This window comes from Parabacteroides goldsteinii DSM 19448 = WAL 12034 (assembly GCF_000969835.1).
Lineage (GTDB): Bacteria > Bacteroidota > Bacteroidia > Bacteroidales > Tannerellaceae > Parabacteroides > Parabacteroides goldsteinii.
This window is the reverse complement of record NZ_KQ033912.1, coordinates 2853032-2872307: the sequence shown is the minus strand read 5'-3', so window position 1 is coordinate 2872307 and position 19276 is coordinate 2853032. Positions and strand designations below refer to the sequence as shown.

Below are 19276 nucleotides of genomic sequence, written 5' to 3'. Positions count from 1 at the left end.
TATTTAGCTCTACTTAAAATGAACGACCATCAGGACCGGGTTGTCATCTTCTTTCAATCCTTTCAACTGCGGATGTTCCAGAATAGAGGAATCTTTATCAGCCTGTTCTAATATATCCGAAGGAGTCCATATACTTAACAACAAATTATCACCTATTGAAGTATAAGGTATAAAAGGTAATTTCCCTTCCAGATCATTCTTGATTATATTGCCGGCGACTTTAAAGCAAGCCTGAGTATTCTTCTCATATATAAGTATTTCTTCCAAACGACTTTTTTCTCCTGCCCAATGGCTATAAGGCATAAAAAGGAAAGAGTCCGTTTCCATCACATTGACGCGAAGATAAGAAGAGGCTATCTTTGTAAATTTATTTTGATCGCCTCTTTGATTTTCCCACCGGGCTTCCAGCGGCATGGCATATTTGCCCAACTGAATAACGTATCTGGGCTGTAATTCATTCTCCGTAACAGTATATAAGGTATCACAATAATAATCTTTAAAACATAAATGATTATCATAATGAAACAGATAGCGGTCATTACTTCCCATCATCATATATGTGACCCCTTTTTCTATTGTAAACAGATCATGTCGGGGAAAAACTTTTACCTTATCGCCGGCTTGATTGAACAAGAGAATGCGGTCCTTCATTTGTCCGGAACTATTATAGATGAATGAAGCCAAAATACTGTCATTCAATATCGCTGCATATCTCACTTCGGGTAGAGGTATACTCTTTAAGTAATCACCGGTTAATGAGTATACGTTCACTTTTCTATTATCCAACAAATAAATCAGTTCATTCTCGCGGTCAACATCTAAAGATAAGACAAGGCTATATTCACCGGGACCTTGTCCTTGACGACCGATTCGACGGACAAATTTACCCTTACCATCAAACATATAAACGCCCCGGCTACATGGAATAATATAATTACCGGCTATATATTGAATATACCCTCTATAATTGGATAACAAACAATCAGCTTTTGTTTCAAGCGGAATATACTCGACTTTTTCTGCTATCTGGCTTAGAGAAACTTCACGCTCATTCTCTATCCCCATCTCAAAAGGGACAGTTATCGGAAATTCGGTTCCATGTTGTTCTTCCTCTAAAACAACAGTCTTTTCAGTCGACTGCTTTCCTCCGCATGCGCCCAATAACATACAGGTTATGACTAAATTATAGATACTCCATTTATTCATAATCGGATTATTTTAAAGTTATTACCTGTATAACGGAATAGATATAATTAGTCTATCCGTACTTATTTAGTTATTCCGACTTTTGCTCTTCTTTCTTTTGACTGTCAAGATACTTTTGAGCAGCCTTCATTCCTGCTTTAAACGCTTCCGAGTTCTCGTCAAGAGGCTCCGATTTTGTACTGCCGACTCCGTTTTCTTTCCTTTTTTTGAACACTTCTTCCATCTGTTGATAATATTTTCTTTCTACCTCCGGAAGTTGCGAGATATCCGGCAACCGGTCTATTATAGACTTTAAGTCTTCAGCCGATATCTTACTTTTCTTATTGTCCGGGGCAATCATCACCAGTTCTGTCTTATTCGTAAAGAAAGCATCTTCATACAGATATTGCAGTATAGAACGATACCGCTGGAATCCCTGCATTTTCTTTCCGGTCAGAAAATATTCTCTCAGGAATGTAACCTTGGCAAACAAAGCCCTGGCCAGATCATCTGCCGATTTATACTCCGGTCCCCAGTTGGAATACTCCCGTTCAATACGGAACAATAAGTCCAGCCGGTCCTTATTGGCAAGCCAGGCTTTATAAAGCAACCCTTCAGCTTCACGCTGACGCCCATCTTTGAACAAAGTCTCTGAACGGGAAGTCAACAACATATTCACCAACGCCTCATTCGGCTGCATCAACTTTTCTGCCTGATCGAACAACAGGAAGGCCCGTTTACGGTCATATGTTTTACCTAAAGCAGCACCCAACAACAGGTTCGTTTCTACATCCGTCGTATCTTTCCCATACGCCCATTCCAGCAGATCGATCGCATCCATGGCACGTCCGGCCAGATAACGCGAAGCACCCCCATATTTTAATGTAAGGAAAGAGGTATCGCCTTCTGCAAACAATTCTCCATATAACGTATCAGCCTGGGCATACTGTTTATTCATATAAAATCCCATAGCCTTACTGCGACGCAACGCATGATTTCCGGGATTATAAAACAACGCCGTATCACAAATGGATAATCCGTCCTGTATATTCGGACCTCCCATCCGGTACAGGCAATTCACCAAAGCACTGGCCAATCCGGCATTTTCACGGTTAACATTATAAGCCTGAAAATAGCAGATCGTAGCTGCCGGGATGGCATTCATTTTCATATAGCAATCAGCTATATTCCGGTAAATAACAGGATTTACCTTTGTCGTATCCTGATCGCGCAACACATTGAACTGCAACACGGCATTCTCATAATCGCCAATCTGGGAATACAGGCGGGCTAATTGATAATTAGCATAGAAATCGGTACTGTCGCTTTCGAGTACTTTCCGAAAACAATCCTGGGCTACGGAAGCTTTTCCCAGGTTCATAGCTACCCGGGCAACGGAACTTAAGGCATCGACATTCGTCGTATCCATTTGCAGACAATGCTGATAACACCGGTAAGCCTCATTATATTCCAATACACCTTCGTAAGCCTGGCCGATAGCCGACATAGTAACATAATCAGCAGAATCTGCCGGAGTAAGACTATCGGCCAGGGCGATCACTTCTGTGAACTTCTTTTTATTGAGTAGTTCCTGAAATGAAAGACTCTGTGCCTGCCCCATAAGGGACAGGACACTGAGAAGAAGCAAAACAGTATATTTGTGCATCATCTGCTCTATGTTTTAGTGATTACTGCAATGTGAAAGTAACAGGCATAGTATATTTAACACGAACCGCTTTTCCCCGTTGCGTACCGGGAGTCCATTTAGGCATTGCACTAACGATACGCAGCGCTTCCCTATCCAGAGAAGGATCAACACCACTAATCACTTCAGCATCTGTGACCGAACCATCCTGATTTATAATAAACGAACAAACGACCTTTCCCTGGATGCCATTTTCCTGTGCAATGACCGGATATTGCAACGTCTTTGAAATAAATTCATTGATCGCTTTTTCTCCGCCCGGGAACTGTGGCATCTTTTCCACTATTGCAAATACCTGGCCGGAAGTATCGGCTGATTTCTGTTCGCCATATCCCACAACAGTGATTTCATTATCGCCCTCTCCAGCAGGAAGAGGTGTCGGTTTATTGTCTTCTTTTCCTTGCAAACGGAAAGTCACCGGCACCGTATACTTCACACTGACCTCTTTCCCTTTCTGCATACCCGGTTTCCATTTAGGCATCATGGATATTACCCTGGTAGCCTCCAGGTCCAGCGACGGATCAACCCCGCGAATGACCTCGATATTCCGGATCACCCCATCTTTACCCACCACAAACGAACAGGTTACACGTCCCTGAATACCATTTTGCTGAGCAATTACCGGATATTTAATACTCTTTGCCAAAAATTGCAGTAAGGCACCTTGTCCGCCCGGAAATTCAGGCATCACTTCCACGACTGTGAAAACCAGATCCGAGGGGTCTGTCGATATCTGAGGTGACATAGGAGGAGGGGGAGGAGCAGACTGCGATCCCTGTGCACTTCCATCCGAGTACAACTGTACTTTCAACTTACCCTGCACATCCTTCACTGCGACTTCTTTCGCCTTCATACCCGGGAAAGAGAAGCGGAGAACAGCATTCTTTGTCGTTTCCAGCACAAAATAACCTTCCGTATCCGTAATGGTACCTACATTAGTACCCTTTACAATCACATTCGCGCCGATAACCGGCCCGTTAAAATCGTCAATTACCTGACCTGACACTTTCACATCATCCTCCGAAAGCACACTTATTTCAGTCGCTTCCTTTACTCCGGCAACAGCTTCAGCTGCGATTTCTCCCGTGATACGGGCAACCGCCTCAATGTTGCTCAACAGCATCAAAAATGCTGCTAGAGGGATGAATATCAGATATTTTGTTCTTCCGATCCCGTGGGATCTCTTTTTGTTCATCATACTGATTCTGTTTTTTAGATGTAATACGTTAAAACTATTATATAATGTTGCTGCAGCCTGATAATGGTGGGCAAGGCCTAACAGATGGTACTGATAGCTCTTGCAGTCGTATCCGGATTGGATAACGGTATTGTCTGCCAGGTATTCCAGGTTATGACGCACTTCGCGTTTCAAAAGCCACGCAAAGGGATTCACCCAACATATGACGGTAATCAGCTCGCAAATCATCACATCTACCGAATGCCACTGGAAAACATGGGTACATTCGTGTGTAAGTATCTCATCTATTTCTTTCTCCGAATGGCTTTCCGGATGTATGAAGATCATTTTGAAGAATGAAAAAGGTCCGGCAGGCTTATCCAGCCGGTAGACTGGTACGCCGTGTATAACAGTCCGTCTACTCCGGTAAGCCAGCAGCAGGATACTGCTTAACTGAATAAAAAAACGGACAAATAAAAGAGCCATGACACCCCAGTACATATATGAACTTGCCGAAAGCAGGATTCCTTTCCAGTCTGTTTTAACAACGACCTCTGGGGTTACTGTCATCTCCGGCAGCATAGCCGAATAAATCTGTATCACCTCCGTCATCGGCTCCTGCTCCTTCACCCATTCCTGAATATTCAACAATGGATAAAGCAACGCCAAACCAAAGAAAGCAAGGAGGGAAGCCCTGCGCAACTTAAAGAATGTGTCCTTATAAAAGAGCAGACGGTAGAAGGCGTAAAAGAGTACAAAGGCTACATTCACCTTCAGAAAGTAGGCAAATTCCGGTGTCATGGTAATAAGGTGTTAAAAGGTTTATTCTTTTCCTTTTTCTATCAAATCGATGATGTCTTTCAAATCTTCTGCCGAAATCTTCTGATCTTTGGCAAAGAAAGAAACCATTTCTTTGTATGAATCTTCAAAGTAGTTACGAACAACACCGCTCATAAAGGTACGTTTATATTCACTCTCCGGGATCAGCGGAGTGTATTCATACGTATTTCCATAGCGTTTGTTCTTCACGTACTTCTTACGTTCCAGATTTTTTACAATAGAAGCAAGTGTTGTATAAGGCGGCCTCGGATCGTCATACTTAGCCAGTATATCTTTAACGAAACAAGGCCCAATCTGCCAAATCAAGCGCATTACTTCTTCTTCCTGCATTGTTAATTTTTCCATGATCCCTATTTATTTACGATTATATCGCAAATCTACGAAATTATCGTATATCTGCAAATAGAAACAAGTTAAGAAGTATTAAAGATTAATACAAACGATTTCCTTTCGGTTCCAATCAATGTATCCGATAAATCTCGTTTAAAACGAATCCTACACCCGTTTTAAACAAGATTTCGCCCGTTTTAAACGAAATATATCCTATTTTTCTGTTGAATGCCGATTCTCTTCTTTCCATTTATCCCGCATCTTCATCCGCTTAACTTGCAGATAGCGCAGCAGGAGAATGACGAAGAGGGATACTCCCATTACCGAGAAATACTGTACCCAGTCCGGATCGGGCTGTTTTCCGGGCCATCCCCATACACTCATCACAATCAGATAGATCACCAGAACGCCAGTTGTAATATTAATCTTCTTCATACGGCTTTTTTATTGTTTTGAACAGACAAAGATACAAGATAGTTTATTCTTTCATTGGGTCAGAACGCATTTGTGTTGGGCATGATAATGACCTGCCTCCACATTTATTATATAGAATCCTGCCGGTAAAGAAAGCGGAAGGGTTGAAGAACCCGGTAATACCGAATGGACAGACACCACACGTCCGGTAAAATCAGATACCCGCACAGTTCCAGTCGACGGCAAATCTGACAGATAAAGTATCTTTCCTTTCAAATAGCATTTCTTCTCTGTTCCCGAAAATACAGAATTATGAACAGCCACTTCTTCCGGCTCTGTAGCCGCTACAGAGAAAGGATAACCTGTTTTCAGACGAACTGCATTTGTTGACAATGCAGCAGCCGTCAAATCAATCTCCGTATCTGCCGATGCTTTGACAAAGAAAGCCGAGAAAGGAGGAAGTACATACTCGCTGCCTATCGGATAGGACTCGTAGGCATTTCCATCATATATATAAATATTTCCATCCAGCGCCGGATTTGCTGATATCTGCGACAATGAGATAGGAGAAGGCAATGGATTTCCACAAAGATACCAACCCTCATGCGCTTTGTCCGTATTTCCGGCAGATGCCGCATAGACCGGAACAGATGCCGTTTTACCAAAACTTTCAGGAATATCGTTCCCTGCGGTTGAAAAGGTCAACGTATTATCGGATGCAGCTGCATCCAAAGCGACCAGATAACCTTTTCCTTTTTCAAAGACAAGACCATCGGATAGTTCCTCCGGGGAAAGCACCGTCCAGTTACCCGTCGCGTCATTGCTTTGGGCACGCTTCTTCCCGTCATAAACTTGCACGTACAGAAAATCACCTTTACCGGAAAAGGTTTTATCTTTCAACTGAAAACGTTTATCTATATCATTCAGATAGACATCAAAGGGGAAAGAGAGGAAATACCATTTACCTTTTTCCGGAAATGTATAACGGACTTCCAATTGCTTGTTAACCGCCAGTTTACCTGCCACTGTCAGTGAATTGTCAGTAGTTGTCAGTGCTCTGTCAGTGTTTGTCAGTGGATTGTCAGTGCTATAGAGAACAAGCTTATCCACGATGAAATGGCCCTTTTCTGAAATATGCAGACCACCGTTACCCAACAGGGCCTGCTCACACTGCACGGTAGAATTAATTTCTGCCTCACCACTAATCAGGGCACTTCGATGACGCAAGGGAGGAAGGTGAGACCAACGAATGGAATCATTCCAGTTGCCATTTCCGGAAAAAAGGGAATATTGGCGGATTGAGCCATAACTATACGCACTATCAATTTGAAAATACCCGTTTTTAGAACCATTGACAGGATCTGAAGCAGTCAGAGCTAAATAATAAGCATCATATCCTAACCTTCTGGAAAAATGTGACTGATTGGGATATTTGGGATCAGGACATAAAACACCTTTTCGCTTTGCTCCTAAAGTATTACTATATACGGCATATAAAGTATCCCCAGGGACTAAAGAATGAACCGTAATCCCCACAACTATATATACATTCTTATAACATGACAATAAATTTTTCTCAAAAATGACAGAGGAAGACAAGGGCATTTTCAACGTTTTCTGATCATTAGAAATGATAGCACCACCACCTAGAGTATAACTCCAATTATCATGCTCCGATGATGTGAACAACTGCCAGCGGAACGTATCCACCACCGACGGATTCGCACCACTTTCTACAAAACTGCTCCACGTTTCGGGATTTGTTACCTGTGCCTGAACAGACACCATACTTGTTAGAACCATAGTTCCGGCAAGAATATGCCGAAACATACGTAAATGTTTCTTTTTCATAGCTAAACTATTTTAGTCGTTATTGTGTTTGCAAATATAAAGAAATAATTGAAATGATTATCTTTGCCGCATGAAAGAATTTATTATATCAGAAGCACTGACAGAAAAAGCGGTGCTCGTTGGTTTGATTACCCCCGAGCAAAACGAACAGAAAGTTAAAGAATATCTGGACGAACTGGCATTTCTTGCCGATACGGCCGGAGCCGAAGCCGTCAAAAAGTTTTATCAGAAACTGGACTATCCGAATCCCGTCACATTTGTCGGAACCGGTAAACTACAGGAGATAAAAGAGTACGTGATCGAAAATGAAATCGGCCTGGTCATTTTCGACGACGAACTCTCGCCTAAACAGCTTCGCAATATCGAAAAAGAACTTCAGGTGAAAATACTCGACCGTACCAGCCTGATCCTCGATATATTCGCCAGTCGTGCACAGACTGCCAACGCAAAAACACAGGTCGAACTGGCACAATACAAATATATGTTGCCTCGCCTGACCCGTCTGTGGACTCACCTGGAACGTCAGCGTGGTGGTGTCGGCATGCGTGGCCCGGGTGAAACCCAGCTGGAAACCGATAAGCGTATCATCCTGGATAAAATAGCCAAGCTGAAACGTGACCTGGTGGATATCGACAAGCAAAAGAGCGTGCAACGGAAAAACCGTGGCAAGATGGTCCGCGTCGCCCTGGTCGGATACACCAATGTCGGTAAATCAACATTGATGAACCAACTGAGCAAAAGCGATGTGTTTGCCGAAAACAAGCTGTTCGCCACACTCGACACGACAGTAAGAAAGGTAATCGTTGAAAACCTGCCGTTCCTGTTGTCAGACACTGTTGGTTTTATCCGCAAATTGCCCACCGAACTGGTCGAATCGTTCAAATCGACCCTCGACGAAGTGCGCGAAGCCGACCTGCTGGTTCATGTGGTAGATATCTCCCACCCGACTTTTGAGGAACAGATCGAAGTGGTAAACAAGACCCTGGCTGAAATCGACAAGACCGAAAAGCCGATGATCATGGTCTTCAACAAAATCGACGCATTCACCTTCGTCCCGAAAGACGAAGACGACCTGACTCCGCGGAAACGGGAAAATATCGACCTGGACGAGCTGAAACGCACCTGGATGAATAAGTTGCAGGATAACTGCATCTTTATCTCCGCCAAGGAACGTACCAACATAGATGCGTTGAAAGCATTGTTATATGAACGGGTAAAACAGATACATATCACCCGTTTCCCATACAATGACTTTCTCTTCCAGCAATACGACGAAGAATAAAGCAATAGAAATACAAACAAGTTGACCAATGGAAAAAATCAGAAACCTACAACCCGAAGAGATTGCGGTATTGCAATCTCAGGGTTGTTATGCCGAAAACTGGGGACAGGTGCTAGTCCCTTTATCCTTCGAGACCAGATATATCCATCATGTACATTTCTCAGGCACAGTTATTTTAGGACATTTCGAGAAAGAGTTCACCCTCCCCGGCGGAATAAGAAAACATAGCGGACTCAGAAATACAACACTGCATAATTGCATGCTGGGCGATAATATCCTGATCGAGAACACCCACAATTACATTGCCAACTACCGTATCAAAGACAATTGTTATATAGAAAATGTCAACGTGATGGTCGTGGAAGGAGAAAGTACGTTCGGCAACAACGTACAGGTTTCAGTGCTGAACGAAACCGGAGGCCGCGAAGTCCCCATCTACAATCAGCTTTCCGCCCCATTGGCTTATGTAATCGCACTTTACCGCCACCGTCCGATACTGATCGAACGGCTACAGGAAATGATTGCAGATTATACCAAAAGCATCACCTCCGACTACGGGACGATCGGAGAGAACGTAAAGATAATCAATGCCGGGACAATCCGTAATGTAAACATAGGCCAACACGCTACCATCGAGAACTGTACACGCTTGGAAAACGGGACAGTGAACAGTAATAAAGAAGCCCCTGTATATATCGGTGACAGCGTGATCGCCCAGGATTTTATCATCTCATCAGGGGCAGTCATTGCCGATGCGGCAAAGATTATCCGCTGCTTTATCGGGCAGGCCTGCCACGTGTCGCATAATTTTTCGGCTCACGACTCCCTACTGCTCAGTAACTGTTCTTTTGAGAACGGGGAGGCTTGTGCCATCTTCGCCGGACCGTTCACGGTATCCATGCACAAGAGTAGCCTCCTGATTGCCGGCATGTATTCGTTCCTGAACGCCGGAAGTGGTTCGAACCAAAGCAATCATATGTATAAGTTAGGCCCGATTCACCAGGGTATTGTCGAAAGAGGTTCCAAGACGACCAGCGACTCTTATATACTTTGGCCGGCACGTATCGGTGCTTTTTCATTAATCATGGGCCGACATCACCATCACAGTGACACGTCCGATATGCCTTTCTCCTATCTGATTGAAAAAGACGACGAGACTTATCTGGTGCCGGGCATCAATCTGCGAAGTGTCGGTACCATCCGTGACGCCCAGAAATGGCCGAGACGTGACAAGCGAACCGATCCGAACAAGCTGGATATGATCAACTACAACCTGTTGAGTCCCTACACCATCCAGAAAATGATAAAAGCAGTCGGTATCTTAAAGAATCTACAAAGCCTTGTCGGAGAAACTTCCGAAATATATTACTATCAGAATGCCCGTATTAAAGGCTCTTCTTTACAAAATGCACTGAAACTATACGGAATGGCAATTAATAAATTTCTCGGTAATTCTCTGATAAAAAGACTGGAAGGCACACAGTTCCAGAACATAGAAGAAGTCCGCAAACAACTGACCCCAACCGCCAAAGAAGGAACCGGCGAATGGGTTGACCTGTCCGGACTGATCCTTCCGAAAGATCAATTAAATGGTTTGATAGAAGATATCGAGAGCCACCGGATAAATTCTTTGGAAAAGATTAATGCCTTCTTCCAGTACCAACATAATTCATATTATGAAATAGAATGGACATGGGCCTATCAGAAAATAGAAGAATACTACGGAATCAAGCTAGGTGAGATCACCCCCGGAAAGATCATCGAACTGGTTGAACTCTGGAAATCGTCCGTCATCGGTCTGGACGAGATGCTTTACAAAGATGCCCGCAAGGAGTTCTCCCTTACCTCAATGACCGGCTTCGGCGTAGACGGGACACGCAAAGAAAAAGAAGAGGACTTCGAAGTCGTACGCGGTGCTTTCGAACAAAACCCGTTCGTCACAGCCGTAAAAGAACATATCAGCACCAAACGGACACTGGGAGATGAACTGATCGGAAGGATAGAAAAGCTAATACAATAGTAGCAAAAGATTCGTATCATATATTATGAGAATATAATCTCACATATTATGCGAATCAAATATCATATATTATACGAATCCATTCTCATAATATATGATACATCTCATTCCCGCCGACGGCTCCGGGGATGGTGTTCCAGTATTTCCTTCCGGAGAAACTGCCGGTCGATATGTGTATAAATCTCGGTAGTCGTTATCTTCTCATGCCCCAGCATCTCCTGGATAGCCCGCAGGTTGGCACCGCCTTCCAGCAAATGGGTCGCAAAAGAATGCCGGAACGTATGCGGACTGACATTTTTATGAACGCCTGCCATCTCCGTCTGCTGCTTGATAATATGAAAAACCATGATACGGGAAAGAGCCGTGCCCCGGCGACTCAGAAATAAGATATCTTCGAATCCTTTTTTCACCACCATCAGATTACGATCCAGCAGATAATTCTTTATCTCCCGGATAGCCGTCTCAGAAATCGGAACCAGGCGTTGTTTGCTTCCTTTACCTTCCACCCTGATAAAACCTTCATCAAAATAAACATCCGAATAACGCAAAGAGATCAACTCGGAAACACGCAGGCCGCAGCTATACAACACCTCCAGCATAGCCCGATTGCGCTGCCCTTCCGGCAAAGAAAGGTCTATCGTATCCAAGATATCATTTATCTCATTGACCGTCAATACTTCGGGCAGCTTCAATCCGATCTTGGGCGATTCCAACAATTCTGTCGGGTCGGCTGTTATATACTCGTCGAGTAAAAGAAAGCGGTAGAACGATTTTATACCGGATATGATGCGGGCCTGCGAACGCGGATGGATTCCTATATCACGCAACTGGGCTACGAACTGCTGTAAATCCTGATAAGAGATCGTAGCAAAGTCTTTCCCTTCACTTTCCACGAAGCGAATGAGTTTGTCCAGGTCAGTCAGGTAAGCTTCTATCGAATTGGCAGATAGAGACTTTTCCAGCCGGAGCCAGGTCTTATATTTGTCGATTATATTATTTCCTTGTTGCATTGTACACAGGCAATTATGTATGTATCAAATAAAATCATTACCTTTGCCGGATATTTTCAGCCCGTACCAGGTGGTGCAAAGGTAATAAAGTTACAGCAAATGAAGAAGATTCAGATTATTAACGGTCCTAATCTTAACCTGTTGGGCAAACGCGAGCCAACAGTATATGGTAATGCTTCTTTCGAAGGTTATCTGGACGAATTACGCGCCCGGTATCCCCAATGCGAAATTGCTTACTTTCAGAGTAATATAGAAGGCGAAATGATTGACAAAATCCATGAAACGGGTTTTGAATACGATGGGATTATAATGAATGCGGGAGCATATACACATACATCCATCGCATTGCACGACGCCATAAAAGCAGTGACTACCCCGGTTATAGAAGTACATATTTCAAATGTACATGCACGCGAATCATTCCGTCATGTATCGATGATCTCTGCTGCCTGCAAAGGGGTTATACTGGGATTCGGTCTGGATTCATACCGGCTGGCGCTCGAAGCGCTTATGCAGCAGCCAACTGCCAACGACTAAAAAGTAAATAATAGGTTATAATATTTAAGGTATATGTTAAAGCATACGAAGATTGTTGCTACAATTTCTGATCAACGTTGTGATGTGGAATTTGTCCGCTCACTGTACAATGCAGGAATGAATGTTGTGCGCCTGAATACGGCCCACATGATGGAAGAAGGTTTAAACCGTGTTGTTACAAATGTACGCGAAGTATCCGACCGCATCGGTATATTGATGGATACCAAAGGCCCGGAAGTACGTACCACTACGGCAAAAGAGCCAATACCTTTTACAACCGGCGACACCGTTAAGATAATCGGTGATCCGGAAAAAGAGACAACCCGTGATTGCATTTATGTTTCATACAAAAACTTTGTCGGCGACCTGACCATCGGCAGCGACGTCCTGATCGACGACGGCGACCTGGAACTGAAAGTCATCGAGAAACAGGATGATTATCTGCTCTGTGAAGTGCAGAACGACGCTACATTAGGAAGCCGCAAAAGCGTGAACGTCCCCGGTGTACGCATCAACCTCCCTTCACTGACAGAGAAAGACCGTAAAAATATTCTTTGGGCGATTGAAAACGAACTGGATTTCATTGCTCACTCTTTCGTAAGAAACAAACAGGATGTATTGGATATACAACATATCCTGGACGAACATAAAAGTCCGATCAAGATCATTGCCAAGATCGAAAACCAGGAAGGTGTCGACAATATCGATGAAATCCTGGAAGTAGCTTACGGTATCATGATCGCCCGCGGTGACCTGGGTATCGAAGTTCCGGCCGAAAAGATTCCGGGAATCCAACGTGTGTTGATCCGCAAATGCGTGGAAGTGAAAAAGCCGGTGATCGTTGCGACCCAGATGCTTCACTCCATGATCAAGAATCCGCGTCCTACCCGTGCGGAAGTAACCGATATTGCCAACGCAATCTATTACCGCACAGACGCATTGATGCTTAGCGGTGAAACAGCTTACGGTAAATATCCGCTGGAAGCAGTCCAGACAATGACTAAGGTTGCCCGCGAAGCTGAAAAGACCAAGCTAGCCGCCAACGACATCCGTGTACCTATCGAAGGTAACGACCTGGACGTCACTTCATTCCTGGCAAAACAAGCGGTAAAATCTTCCAACAAGCTACATGTAAAGGCAATCATCACCGACAGCCACTCCGGACGCACAGCCCGTTACCTGGCCGCTTTCCGTGGTACCTCAACGGTATTTGCCATCTGCTATAACCCGCGTGTAACCCGCATGCTTTCTCTGTCATATGGCGTATGGGCCGTATATCAGCCGTGGGATGACAGCCGTCGCGGTTATTTCTACAGCGCACTGAACGAATTGATTAAGAGCGGACGTATCACCCGTAACGACATGGTTGCTTACCTGAGCGGTAGCTTCGGTGAAGGTGGCGGCACGACATTCCTCGAAATCAACAACGTCGGAAAAGTGTTGGATGCCGGAAGTAAATATTCACTCCCGACCTTTAAGGAATAAATAAAATAAAACAGGAAAAGGTGTCGCAAAAGTCGGTAAAACGCTTTTGCTACATCTTTTTTCGTATATTTGAAGCATAAACATTCTTTATTTAAATGACATTAGACGAATACATTCTCAATCACAGCGACGAAGAAGGCGCATTGTTATCCGCGTTAAACCGCGATGCCAATGTCAATCTCTTGCGTCCCCGTATGCTGTCCGGCCATCTGCAAGGACGGATACTGAAAATGTTTTGTCGCATGCTTCGTCCCCGCCGTGTATTGGAAATAGGGACCTACACCGGTTACGCCACGCTCTGCCTGGCCGAAGGAACCGAAGACGACGCCCTGATCCATACACTCGAGATCAATGATGAAATGGAAGATTTCATCATGAAATATCTCTCACGCTCTCCCCTGAAAGATAAAATAAAGCTGCATATAGGCGATGCGATGAAAATCATACCGGAACTGGACGAAACATTCGACCTGGTATTTATCGATGCCGACAAACGCTTGTATTCCGACTATTACGATCTGGTATTTCCCAAAGTGCGTCCGGGAGGCCTGATTCTGGCCGATAACACCCTGTGGGATGGTAAAGTTTTGGAAAAACCTCACCCGTCAGATAAACAAACCATCGGGATACTTAGTTTTAATGATAAAATAAAAGAAGACCCCCGGGTGGAGAAAGTGATCCTTCCGCTTCGCGACGGTCTGACAATGATATGGAAAAAATAAATTGAGAACGATATGGAAAGTACAAGACTGAACAAGATAGGTCGTCTGATCCAGAAAGAATTGGGCGATATTTTCCAGAAACAGACCCAGGGAATGCCGGGTATATTGATTTCTGTAAGTGCGGTACGCGTCAGCCCCGACCTGGGCGTTGCCAAAGCATACCTGAGTATCTTCCCTTCCGAAAAAGGGAAAGAGTTACTGGAATCGATCCGTGCAAATACCAAAGCGATCCGTTTCGATTTGGGTAAACGTATAGGAAAACAGGTCCGCATTATCCCGGAACTGAGTTTCTTCATTGACGATTCGCTGGATTATATTGAAAACATTGACAAACTGTTACAGAAATAAGAGAATCAAGCGTTGAACCTTTCGTTTTATATAGCCCGACGGTACCTCTTTTCGAAGAAATCCCACAATGCCATCAATATTATTTCGATGGTATGTGTCTGCGGTGTAGTCATTGCTACCACCGCAGTTGTTTGTGCACTGTCGGTCTATAACGGGTTCAATGACTTGGTAGCAGACATGTTCAGCAGTTTCGATCCGGAGTTGAAGATCACTCCCCGCACCGGGAAAGTGTTCGACCCGACAACTGCCGAATTCCAACAGGTAAAACAATTACCCGATATTGCCTATTTCGGAGAAGTTCTTCAGGATAATGCATTAATACGCTATCACGACCGTCAGGATGTGGCAATAATCAAAGGGGTGGACGACAACTTCAGCCATCTGACCCAAATAGACAGCGTACTGATAGACGGCAGCTTCATCCTGAAAGACGAAGTAACCGATTATGCCATTCTCGGAGTCGGACTGTCATCCAAACTGGGAGCCAAACCAAGATTCGCTTCTCCGCTGGAGATTTATGTTCCCAAACGGAATGAAAAAGTCAATTTATCCAACCCGGCTTCTTCATTCAGTCAGGAATATGCCTATATAGGCGGAGTCTTTATGATTAACCAGCAGGTATACGACGAAGGATACATGATACTCCCCCTTTCACTGGTACGTGAGTTATATAAATACGACAAGGAAGTCACCTCCATCGAACTGAAAATTGCTGACGGAGCCAACATATCTTCAGTCAAAAAGCAGCTCAAATCCATCCTGGGTGACCGGTTTATCATACAAGACCGTTACGAACAACAGGAAGCATCCTTCAAAATGATGCAGGTAGAAAAATGGATCACTTACCTGATACTTTCATTTATCCTGGCAATCGCCTTGTTCAACGTAGTCGGTTCGCTGTCTATGCTGATGATAGAAAAGAAAGATGACGTACATACCCTTCGGAATATGGGGGCTGACAATAAACTTATCCGTCGTATCTTTCTATTTGAAGGCTGGATGATCTCCGGATTCGGAGCTCTGATAGGGATTGTGATCGGTCTGGCATTGTGCTTTTTACAGCGACAATTCGGATTGATTAAATTGGGACAAACAGCAGGTGCTTTTATTATCGACGCATATCCGGTGCGGGTGATGTTCACTGATGCCCTGATTGCATTTATTACGGTAGCGGCCATTGGATTCATGGCCGCCTGGTATCCCGTGCATTATCTGGGAAAGAAATGGTTTAATTAAATTCTTTCCCGTATTTTATCTGTGCATCTGCCACAAACTGCTTAATACGCTGTTCGTCATCTTTTTTGCAGATAAGCAATACATTTCCCGATTCAGCCACGATGCAATCTTCAACACCCTGAATCACAGCCAGTCTTTTTGAATTACCTACGGCAATTACATTTCCTGAACTTTCATAAAGCAATGCATTACTATTCTTCAATACAGCATTATTATTTTCATCTTTCGGAGCCAAATCAAACAAGGACCCCCAAGTACCCAAGTCTGCCCAACCGAAATCAGTGCATAACATATACACATTATCCGCCTTCTCCATAATACCGTAGTCGATGGAAATCTTCAGGCAATAAGGGAAGTTCTCATGTATAAACTCACGTTCGTTTTCCGTATTGAACTTATCCTTACCCAGGTCAAACCGGACGGCAATATCCGGAAGATATTTGGCAAAAGCTTCCAGAATTGTATTTACGTTCCATACAAACAGACCTGAATTCCAGAAAAACTCACCACTTTCATAAAAGACTTTTGCCAGTTCCAGATTCGGTTTCTCCGTAAAAGTCTTCACCTTGGTAAATTCTCCCAGCATGGAATCGCTGCTCTGGATATAACCATAACCTGTTTCAGGACGGCTCGGTTTGATACCCAACGTAACCAATGCATTATTGTTCTTTACAAAATCCAATCCTTTCTGAACGTCTTTCAGAAATATATCTTCTTTCAGGATCAGATGATCGGAAGGAGCAACAACAATATTGGCATTCGGATTACATGCTCTTATATGGTAAGCAGCGTAAGCAATACAAGGAGCTGTATTTCTACGTGCCGGTTCCAGCAGGATCTGGTCTTCTTTCAATTCGGGCAACTGTTCTTTAATCAAGTCGGCGTAAGCTTCGTTAGTAACGATAAAAATATTTTCTACCGGGATGATTTTGGAAAAACGATCGAAAGTCATTTGCAACAGGGAACGTCCGGTCCCGAAAAAATCTAAGAATTGTTTTGGATAACTTTCTCTGCTAAAAGGCCAGAAGCGACTGCCAATCCCTCCACCCATGATAACGCAATAATTATCTTTCATGATACACAGGTTGTTTTTTAATTATACTCTTACAAAGTTAACGAAATAATCCGGTATTTATTCTCCTATCTTATATTATTCCCCGAAAGCTATAGATAATTTGAAAAAAAATTGCTGAACGCTTGCAGAAATAAAAAATATGCGTACCTTTGCAACGCATTAGCAAAAAAGCAAATGCCCAGATGGCGGAATTGGTAGACGCGCTGGTCTCAAACACCAGTGGATTCACTTCCATGCCGGTTCGATCCCGGCTCTGGGTACACTACTTTAAATTAAGTTCCTGATTATCTATAGATAGTCAGGACTTTTTATTTTAGTGCGGAATGAATTACGGAACGTTTGATACTTATTAACTTCGGTATAGAGCTAAATTGACTACATCACTTATCAAATGCTAATACGTATATCTGTTTTTCCGAATTATCGCCAAATGTTTCTTCTTCAAAGCCTCCAAACTTATGAATAATCTTAAATCCAGCCCATTCCAGATATGAATCCAATTCCTGAGGAAAAAACAATCTCATATCCAGATTTTGAATTGAATGAAACTCACCATTTATAAAGTAATGCCATTCTATGCGATTAATTTGAGTTGCGTTTTCATAACGCATTGTCTGCTTTATCAAGACTTCCCTCCCATCATCAGTTGTATATGCTGCAATTTCCTGTTGTTCCTTTTCACCTTCAACAATATATTGAATATTAGGGTTAAAACAATCTAACAGAAATAAACCTCCGTCTTTAAGATGATTTTTAACGACATTAAATACCTCAAATAAATCTTCATTTTTATATAAATGATGAATTGAATTAAATGGAATAAAAATAAAGTCAAATTTTTCATGCAAATCTAACGTTCTAATATCCGCTTTAATGAAATTAATCTCTACTCCTGCTTCAGAAGCTTTTGCCTTTGCTTGTTCAAGCATGGATGAAGTGTAATCGACTCCACAAATATTGTATCCATCCTTTGCAATTGGAAGCGTAAGTCTGCCTGTTCCACAACAAAGTTCAAGTATTTTAGCATCCCTATTTTTCGGCAGCCACTTTTTGTAAAACTGCAAATCGGATAGGAAGGTATTTAATCCATCATAAATACTTGCGTCATAAATCAAATCGCCCACCTTGTAATCTGTATTCATTCTGTTCTTTAAATTATATTTTTTGTGTATGGCCTCAGGTTAGTCTGTTTCCAATAAGACAAAATTAATATCTTTTTCTCTTCATGACATTAACCTTGCAAGTAATAAGTTCCATAACAAATCACAGCAATATCAAAAAGATAAAAAATTCCAGTTATCTGATAGGTAGATTTGGAAAGTTCCCATGATTTTATTTGATTATCAAAATGATATTTTATGTATATGGAGGATAAGCTATACAGTGGGGTGGAATGTCGATTCATTTTTATGGAATTCTCGCGAGGTTTCCTCTGCTGTCTTTGTTCTGATTTATGTCATATTTTTAGCGTAATGATATGTATTGCTTATGGTTTTGGGCAATATACCGCATATATATCTATTATTGTTGGTATTTTGACATTTATCGCTTATCTGGATAAATGGTTGCTCTGGAAATAAAAATTGCTTTAAAACATATAATTCCCTCTCTTAAAAGTACCGATTGACATCTTGCGCCATCGCAAATTAACAAATATTTGCAATAAATTTCTACTACAATAAAAAGACATCTCGTTTAAAATGAAAAAAATCTCGTTTTAAACGAAGTTCATGTTTGTTTATAGCAAAATAAAAAGTTGATATAAAACGCCCATCACGTTAATAAATGTATATACACCTCTTCCAGAATGACTGATTGAAAAATAAGCACGTTCTTATTCAGTGACATTTTCTATCATAATATTTGCATATGCCCTATTCGTCTGTCTTTTTGTCGTTTCATAAAACAAATTACAATTATAGAAAACAATTCTCTTTTCTTTTAAAAAAGCTTTGACATCGATCGCACATAATACACCTATCAGCCGCTAAAAAAATATTAAAGACTTCTGTTGTGCTTCTTTCAGGTCAATATTGATATTTAAATCCCGTACACTTAT

General features: G+C 42.6%; 16 protein-coding genes and 1 tRNA gene. 8 read left to right on the top strand and 9 right to left on the bottom strand.

Going from position 1 to position 19276, the window contains the following annotated elements; all coding sequences use genetic code 11:
- Nucleotides 1-9: 9 nt before the first annotated feature.
- The 6 genes from HMPREF1535_RS10370 to HMPREF1535_RS10345 all read right to left on the bottom strand — a co-directional run bounded on the left by HMPREF1535_RS10370 (nucleotide 10) and on the right by HMPREF1535_RS10345 (nucleotide 7502).
- The gene (locus HMPREF1535_RS10370) at nucleotides 10-1206 is read right to left on the bottom strand and encodes a 6-bladed beta-propeller (protein WP_046146073.1); all 1197 of its coding nucleotides are present in this window, start codon (nucleotides 1204-1206) and stop codon (nucleotides 10-12) included.
- 70 nt (nucleotides 1207-1276) lie between these two features.
- Nucleotides 1277-2854: a tetratricopeptide repeat protein gene (locus HMPREF1535_RS10365; RefSeq protein ID WP_046146072.1), complete on the bottom strand. Its 1578-nt coding sequence runs from the start codon at nucleotides 2852-2854 to the stop codon at nucleotides 1277-1279.
- Between the two features lie 19 nt (nucleotides 2855-2873).
- Complete coding sequence (locus HMPREF1535_RS10360; protein WP_046146071.1) at nucleotides 2874-4868, bottom strand: M56 family metallopeptidase; 1995 nt, start codon at nucleotides 4866-4868, stop codon at nucleotides 2874-2876.
- A 21-nt stretch (nucleotides 4869-4889) separates the two neighbouring features.
- A complete protein-coding gene (locus tag HMPREF1535_RS10355; protein WP_009860035.1) occupies nucleotides 4890-5252 on the bottom strand; it encodes a BlaI/MecI/CopY family transcriptional regulator in 363 nt (120 codons plus the stop codon).
- Nucleotides 5253-5450: 198 nt separating this feature from the next.
- Nucleotides 5451-5672 carry a hypothetical protein gene (locus HMPREF1535_RS10350; protein ID WP_009860036.1) on the bottom strand — a complete coding sequence of 74 codons (222 nt, stop codon included), beginning with the start codon at nucleotides 5670-5672 and terminating at the stop codon, nucleotides 5451-5453.
- 51 nt (nucleotides 5673-5723) lie between these two features.
- A complete protein-coding gene (locus HMPREF1535_RS10345) occupies nucleotides 5724-7502 on the bottom strand; it encodes a T9SS type A sorting domain-containing protein (protein WP_046146070.1) in 1779 nt (592 codons plus the stop codon).
- A 70-nt stretch (nucleotides 7503-7572) separates the two neighbouring features.
- Here HMPREF1535_RS10345 and hflX point away from each other — a divergent pair, with 70 nt between their 5' ends.
- On the top strand, nucleotides 7573-8784 hold the full coding sequence (gene hflX / locus HMPREF1535_RS10340) for a GTPase HflX (protein ID WP_009860038.1): 1212 nt from the start codon (nucleotides 7573-7575) through the stop codon (nucleotides 8782-8784).
- Nucleotides 8785-8812: 28 nt separating this feature from the next.
- Entirely contained in the window at nucleotides 8813-10804 is a 1992-nt protein-coding gene (locus HMPREF1535_RS10335) for a DUF4954 family protein (RefSeq protein ID WP_046146069.1), read from the top strand.
- Between the two features lie 104 nt (nucleotides 10805-10908).
- Here HMPREF1535_RS10335 and xerD read toward each other — a convergent pair whose 3' ends face one another.
- Nucleotides 10909-11814: a site-specific tyrosine recombinase XerD gene (xerD, locus tag HMPREF1535_RS10330; protein ID WP_046146068.1), complete on the bottom strand. Its 906-nt coding sequence runs from the start codon at nucleotides 11812-11814 to the stop codon at nucleotides 10909-10911.
- Between the two features lie 99 nt (nucleotides 11815-11913).
- Here xerD and aroQ point away from each other — a divergent pair, with 99 nt between their 5' ends.
- The 5 genes from aroQ to HMPREF1535_RS10305 all read left to right on the top strand — a co-directional run bounded on the left by aroQ (nucleotide 11914) and on the right by HMPREF1535_RS10305 (nucleotide 16142).
- A complete protein-coding gene (gene aroQ, locus HMPREF1535_RS10325; RefSeq protein ID WP_009860041.1) occupies nucleotides 11914-12351 on the top strand; it encodes a type II 3-dehydroquinate dehydratase in 438 nt (145 codons plus the stop codon).
- A gap of 33 nt (nucleotides 12352-12384) precedes the next feature.
- Entirely contained in the window at nucleotides 12385-13836 is a 1452-nt protein-coding gene (pyk, locus tag HMPREF1535_RS10320) for a pyruvate kinase (RefSeq protein ID WP_046146067.1), read from the top strand.
- A gap of 95 nt (nucleotides 13837-13931) precedes the next feature.
- Entirely contained in the window at nucleotides 13932-14558 is a 627-nt protein-coding gene (locus HMPREF1535_RS10315) for an O-methyltransferase (RefSeq protein ID WP_010800892.1), read from the top strand.
- A 12-nt stretch (nucleotides 14559-14570) separates the two neighbouring features.
- Nucleotides 14571-14906, top strand: coding sequence for a 30S ribosome-binding factor RbfA (gene rbfA, locus HMPREF1535_RS10310; RefSeq protein ID WP_010800893.1), 336 nt, complete (start codon nucleotides 14571-14573; stop codon nucleotides 14904-14906).
- A gap of 12 nt (nucleotides 14907-14918) precedes the next feature.
- Entirely contained in the window at nucleotides 14919-16142 is a 1224-nt protein-coding gene (locus HMPREF1535_RS10305; protein ID WP_046146066.1) for an ABC transporter permease, read from the top strand.
- On the opposite strand, the gene HMPREF1535_RS10300 is transcribed toward HMPREF1535_RS10305, so the two are convergent.
- Complete coding sequence (locus tag HMPREF1535_RS10300; RefSeq protein ID WP_010800895.1) at nucleotides 16135-17217, bottom strand: mannose-1-phosphate guanylyltransferase; 1083 nt, start codon at nucleotides 17215-17217, stop codon at nucleotides 16135-16137. The two genes, HMPREF1535_RS10305 and HMPREF1535_RS10300, sit on opposite strands and share 8 nt — an antisense overlap.
- A 176-nt stretch (nucleotides 17218-17393) precedes the next feature.
- Between HMPREF1535_RS10300 and HMPREF1535_RS10295 the strand changes: the two genes are divergently transcribed.
- A tRNA-Leu gene (locus tag HMPREF1535_RS10295) sits at nucleotides 17394-17477 on the top strand.
- A 120-nt stretch (nucleotides 17478-17597) separates the two neighbouring features.
- Here the strand turns inward: HMPREF1535_RS10295 and HMPREF1535_RS10290 are convergent.
- Nucleotides 17598-18359, bottom strand: coding sequence for a class I SAM-dependent methyltransferase (locus HMPREF1535_RS10290; protein WP_046146065.1), 762 nt, complete (start codon nucleotides 18357-18359; stop codon nucleotides 17598-17600).
- Nucleotides 18360-19276: the final 917 nt, after the last annotated feature.

Excerpts from the sequence above, each read along its gene's own strand:
- HMPREF1535_RS10315 (WP_010800892.1), top strand. The coding sequence starts at position 13,932 with ATGACATTAGACGAATACATTCTCAATCACAGCGACGAAGAAGGCGCA.
- HMPREF1535_RS10370 (WP_046146073.1), bottom strand. The coding sequence starts at position 1,206 with ATGAATAAATGGAGTATCTATAATTTAGTCATAACCTGTATGTTATTG.
- aroQ (WP_009860041.1), top strand. The coding sequence starts at position 11,914 with ATGAAGAAGATTCAGATTATTAACGGTCCTAATCTTAACCTGTTGGGC.
- rbfA (WP_010800893.1), top strand. The coding sequence starts at position 14,571 with ATGGAAAGTACAAGACTGAACAAGATAGGTCGTCTGATCCAGAAAGAA.
- HMPREF1535_RS10360 (WP_046146071.1), bottom strand. The coding sequence starts at position 4,868 with ATGACACCGGAATTTGCCTACTTTCTGAAGGTGAATGTAGCCTTTGTA.
- hflX (WP_009860038.1), top strand. The coding sequence starts at position 7,573 with ATGAAAGAATTTATTATATCAGAAGCACTGACAGAAAAAGCGGTGCTC.
- HMPREF1535_RS10345 (WP_046146070.1), bottom strand. The coding sequence starts at position 7,502 with ATGAAAAAGAAACATTTACGTATGTTTCGGCATATTCTTGCCGGAACT.
- HMPREF1535_RS10335 (WP_046146069.1), top strand. The coding sequence starts at position 8,813 with ATGGAAAAAATCAGAAACCTACAACCCGAAGAGATTGCGGTATTGCAA.
- pyk (WP_046146067.1), top strand. The coding sequence starts at position 12,385 with ATGTTAAAGCATACGAAGATTGTTGCTACAATTTCTGATCAACGTTGT.
- HMPREF1535_RS10300 (WP_010800895.1), bottom strand. The coding sequence starts at position 17,217 with ATGAAAGATAATTATTGCGTTATCATGGGTGGAGGGATTGGCAGTCGC.
- HMPREF1535_RS10290 (WP_046146065.1), bottom strand. The coding sequence starts at position 18,359 with ATGAATACAGATTACAAGGTGGGCGATTTGATTTATGACGCAAGTATT.
- HMPREF1535_RS10355 (WP_009860035.1), bottom strand. The coding sequence starts at position 5,252 with ATGGAAAAATTAACAATGCAGGAAGAAGAAGTAATGCGCTTGATTTGG.
- HMPREF1535_RS10365 (WP_046146072.1), bottom strand. The coding sequence starts at position 2,854 with ATGATGCACAAATATACTGTTTTGCTTCTTCTCAGTGTCCTGTCCCTT.
- HMPREF1535_RS10350 (WP_009860036.1), bottom strand. The coding sequence starts at position 5,672 with ATGAAGAAGATTAATATTACAACTGGCGTTCTGGTGATCTATCTGATT.
- xerD (WP_046146068.1), bottom strand. The coding sequence starts at position 11,814 with ATGCAACAAGGAAATAATATAATCGACAAATATAAGACCTGGCTCCGG.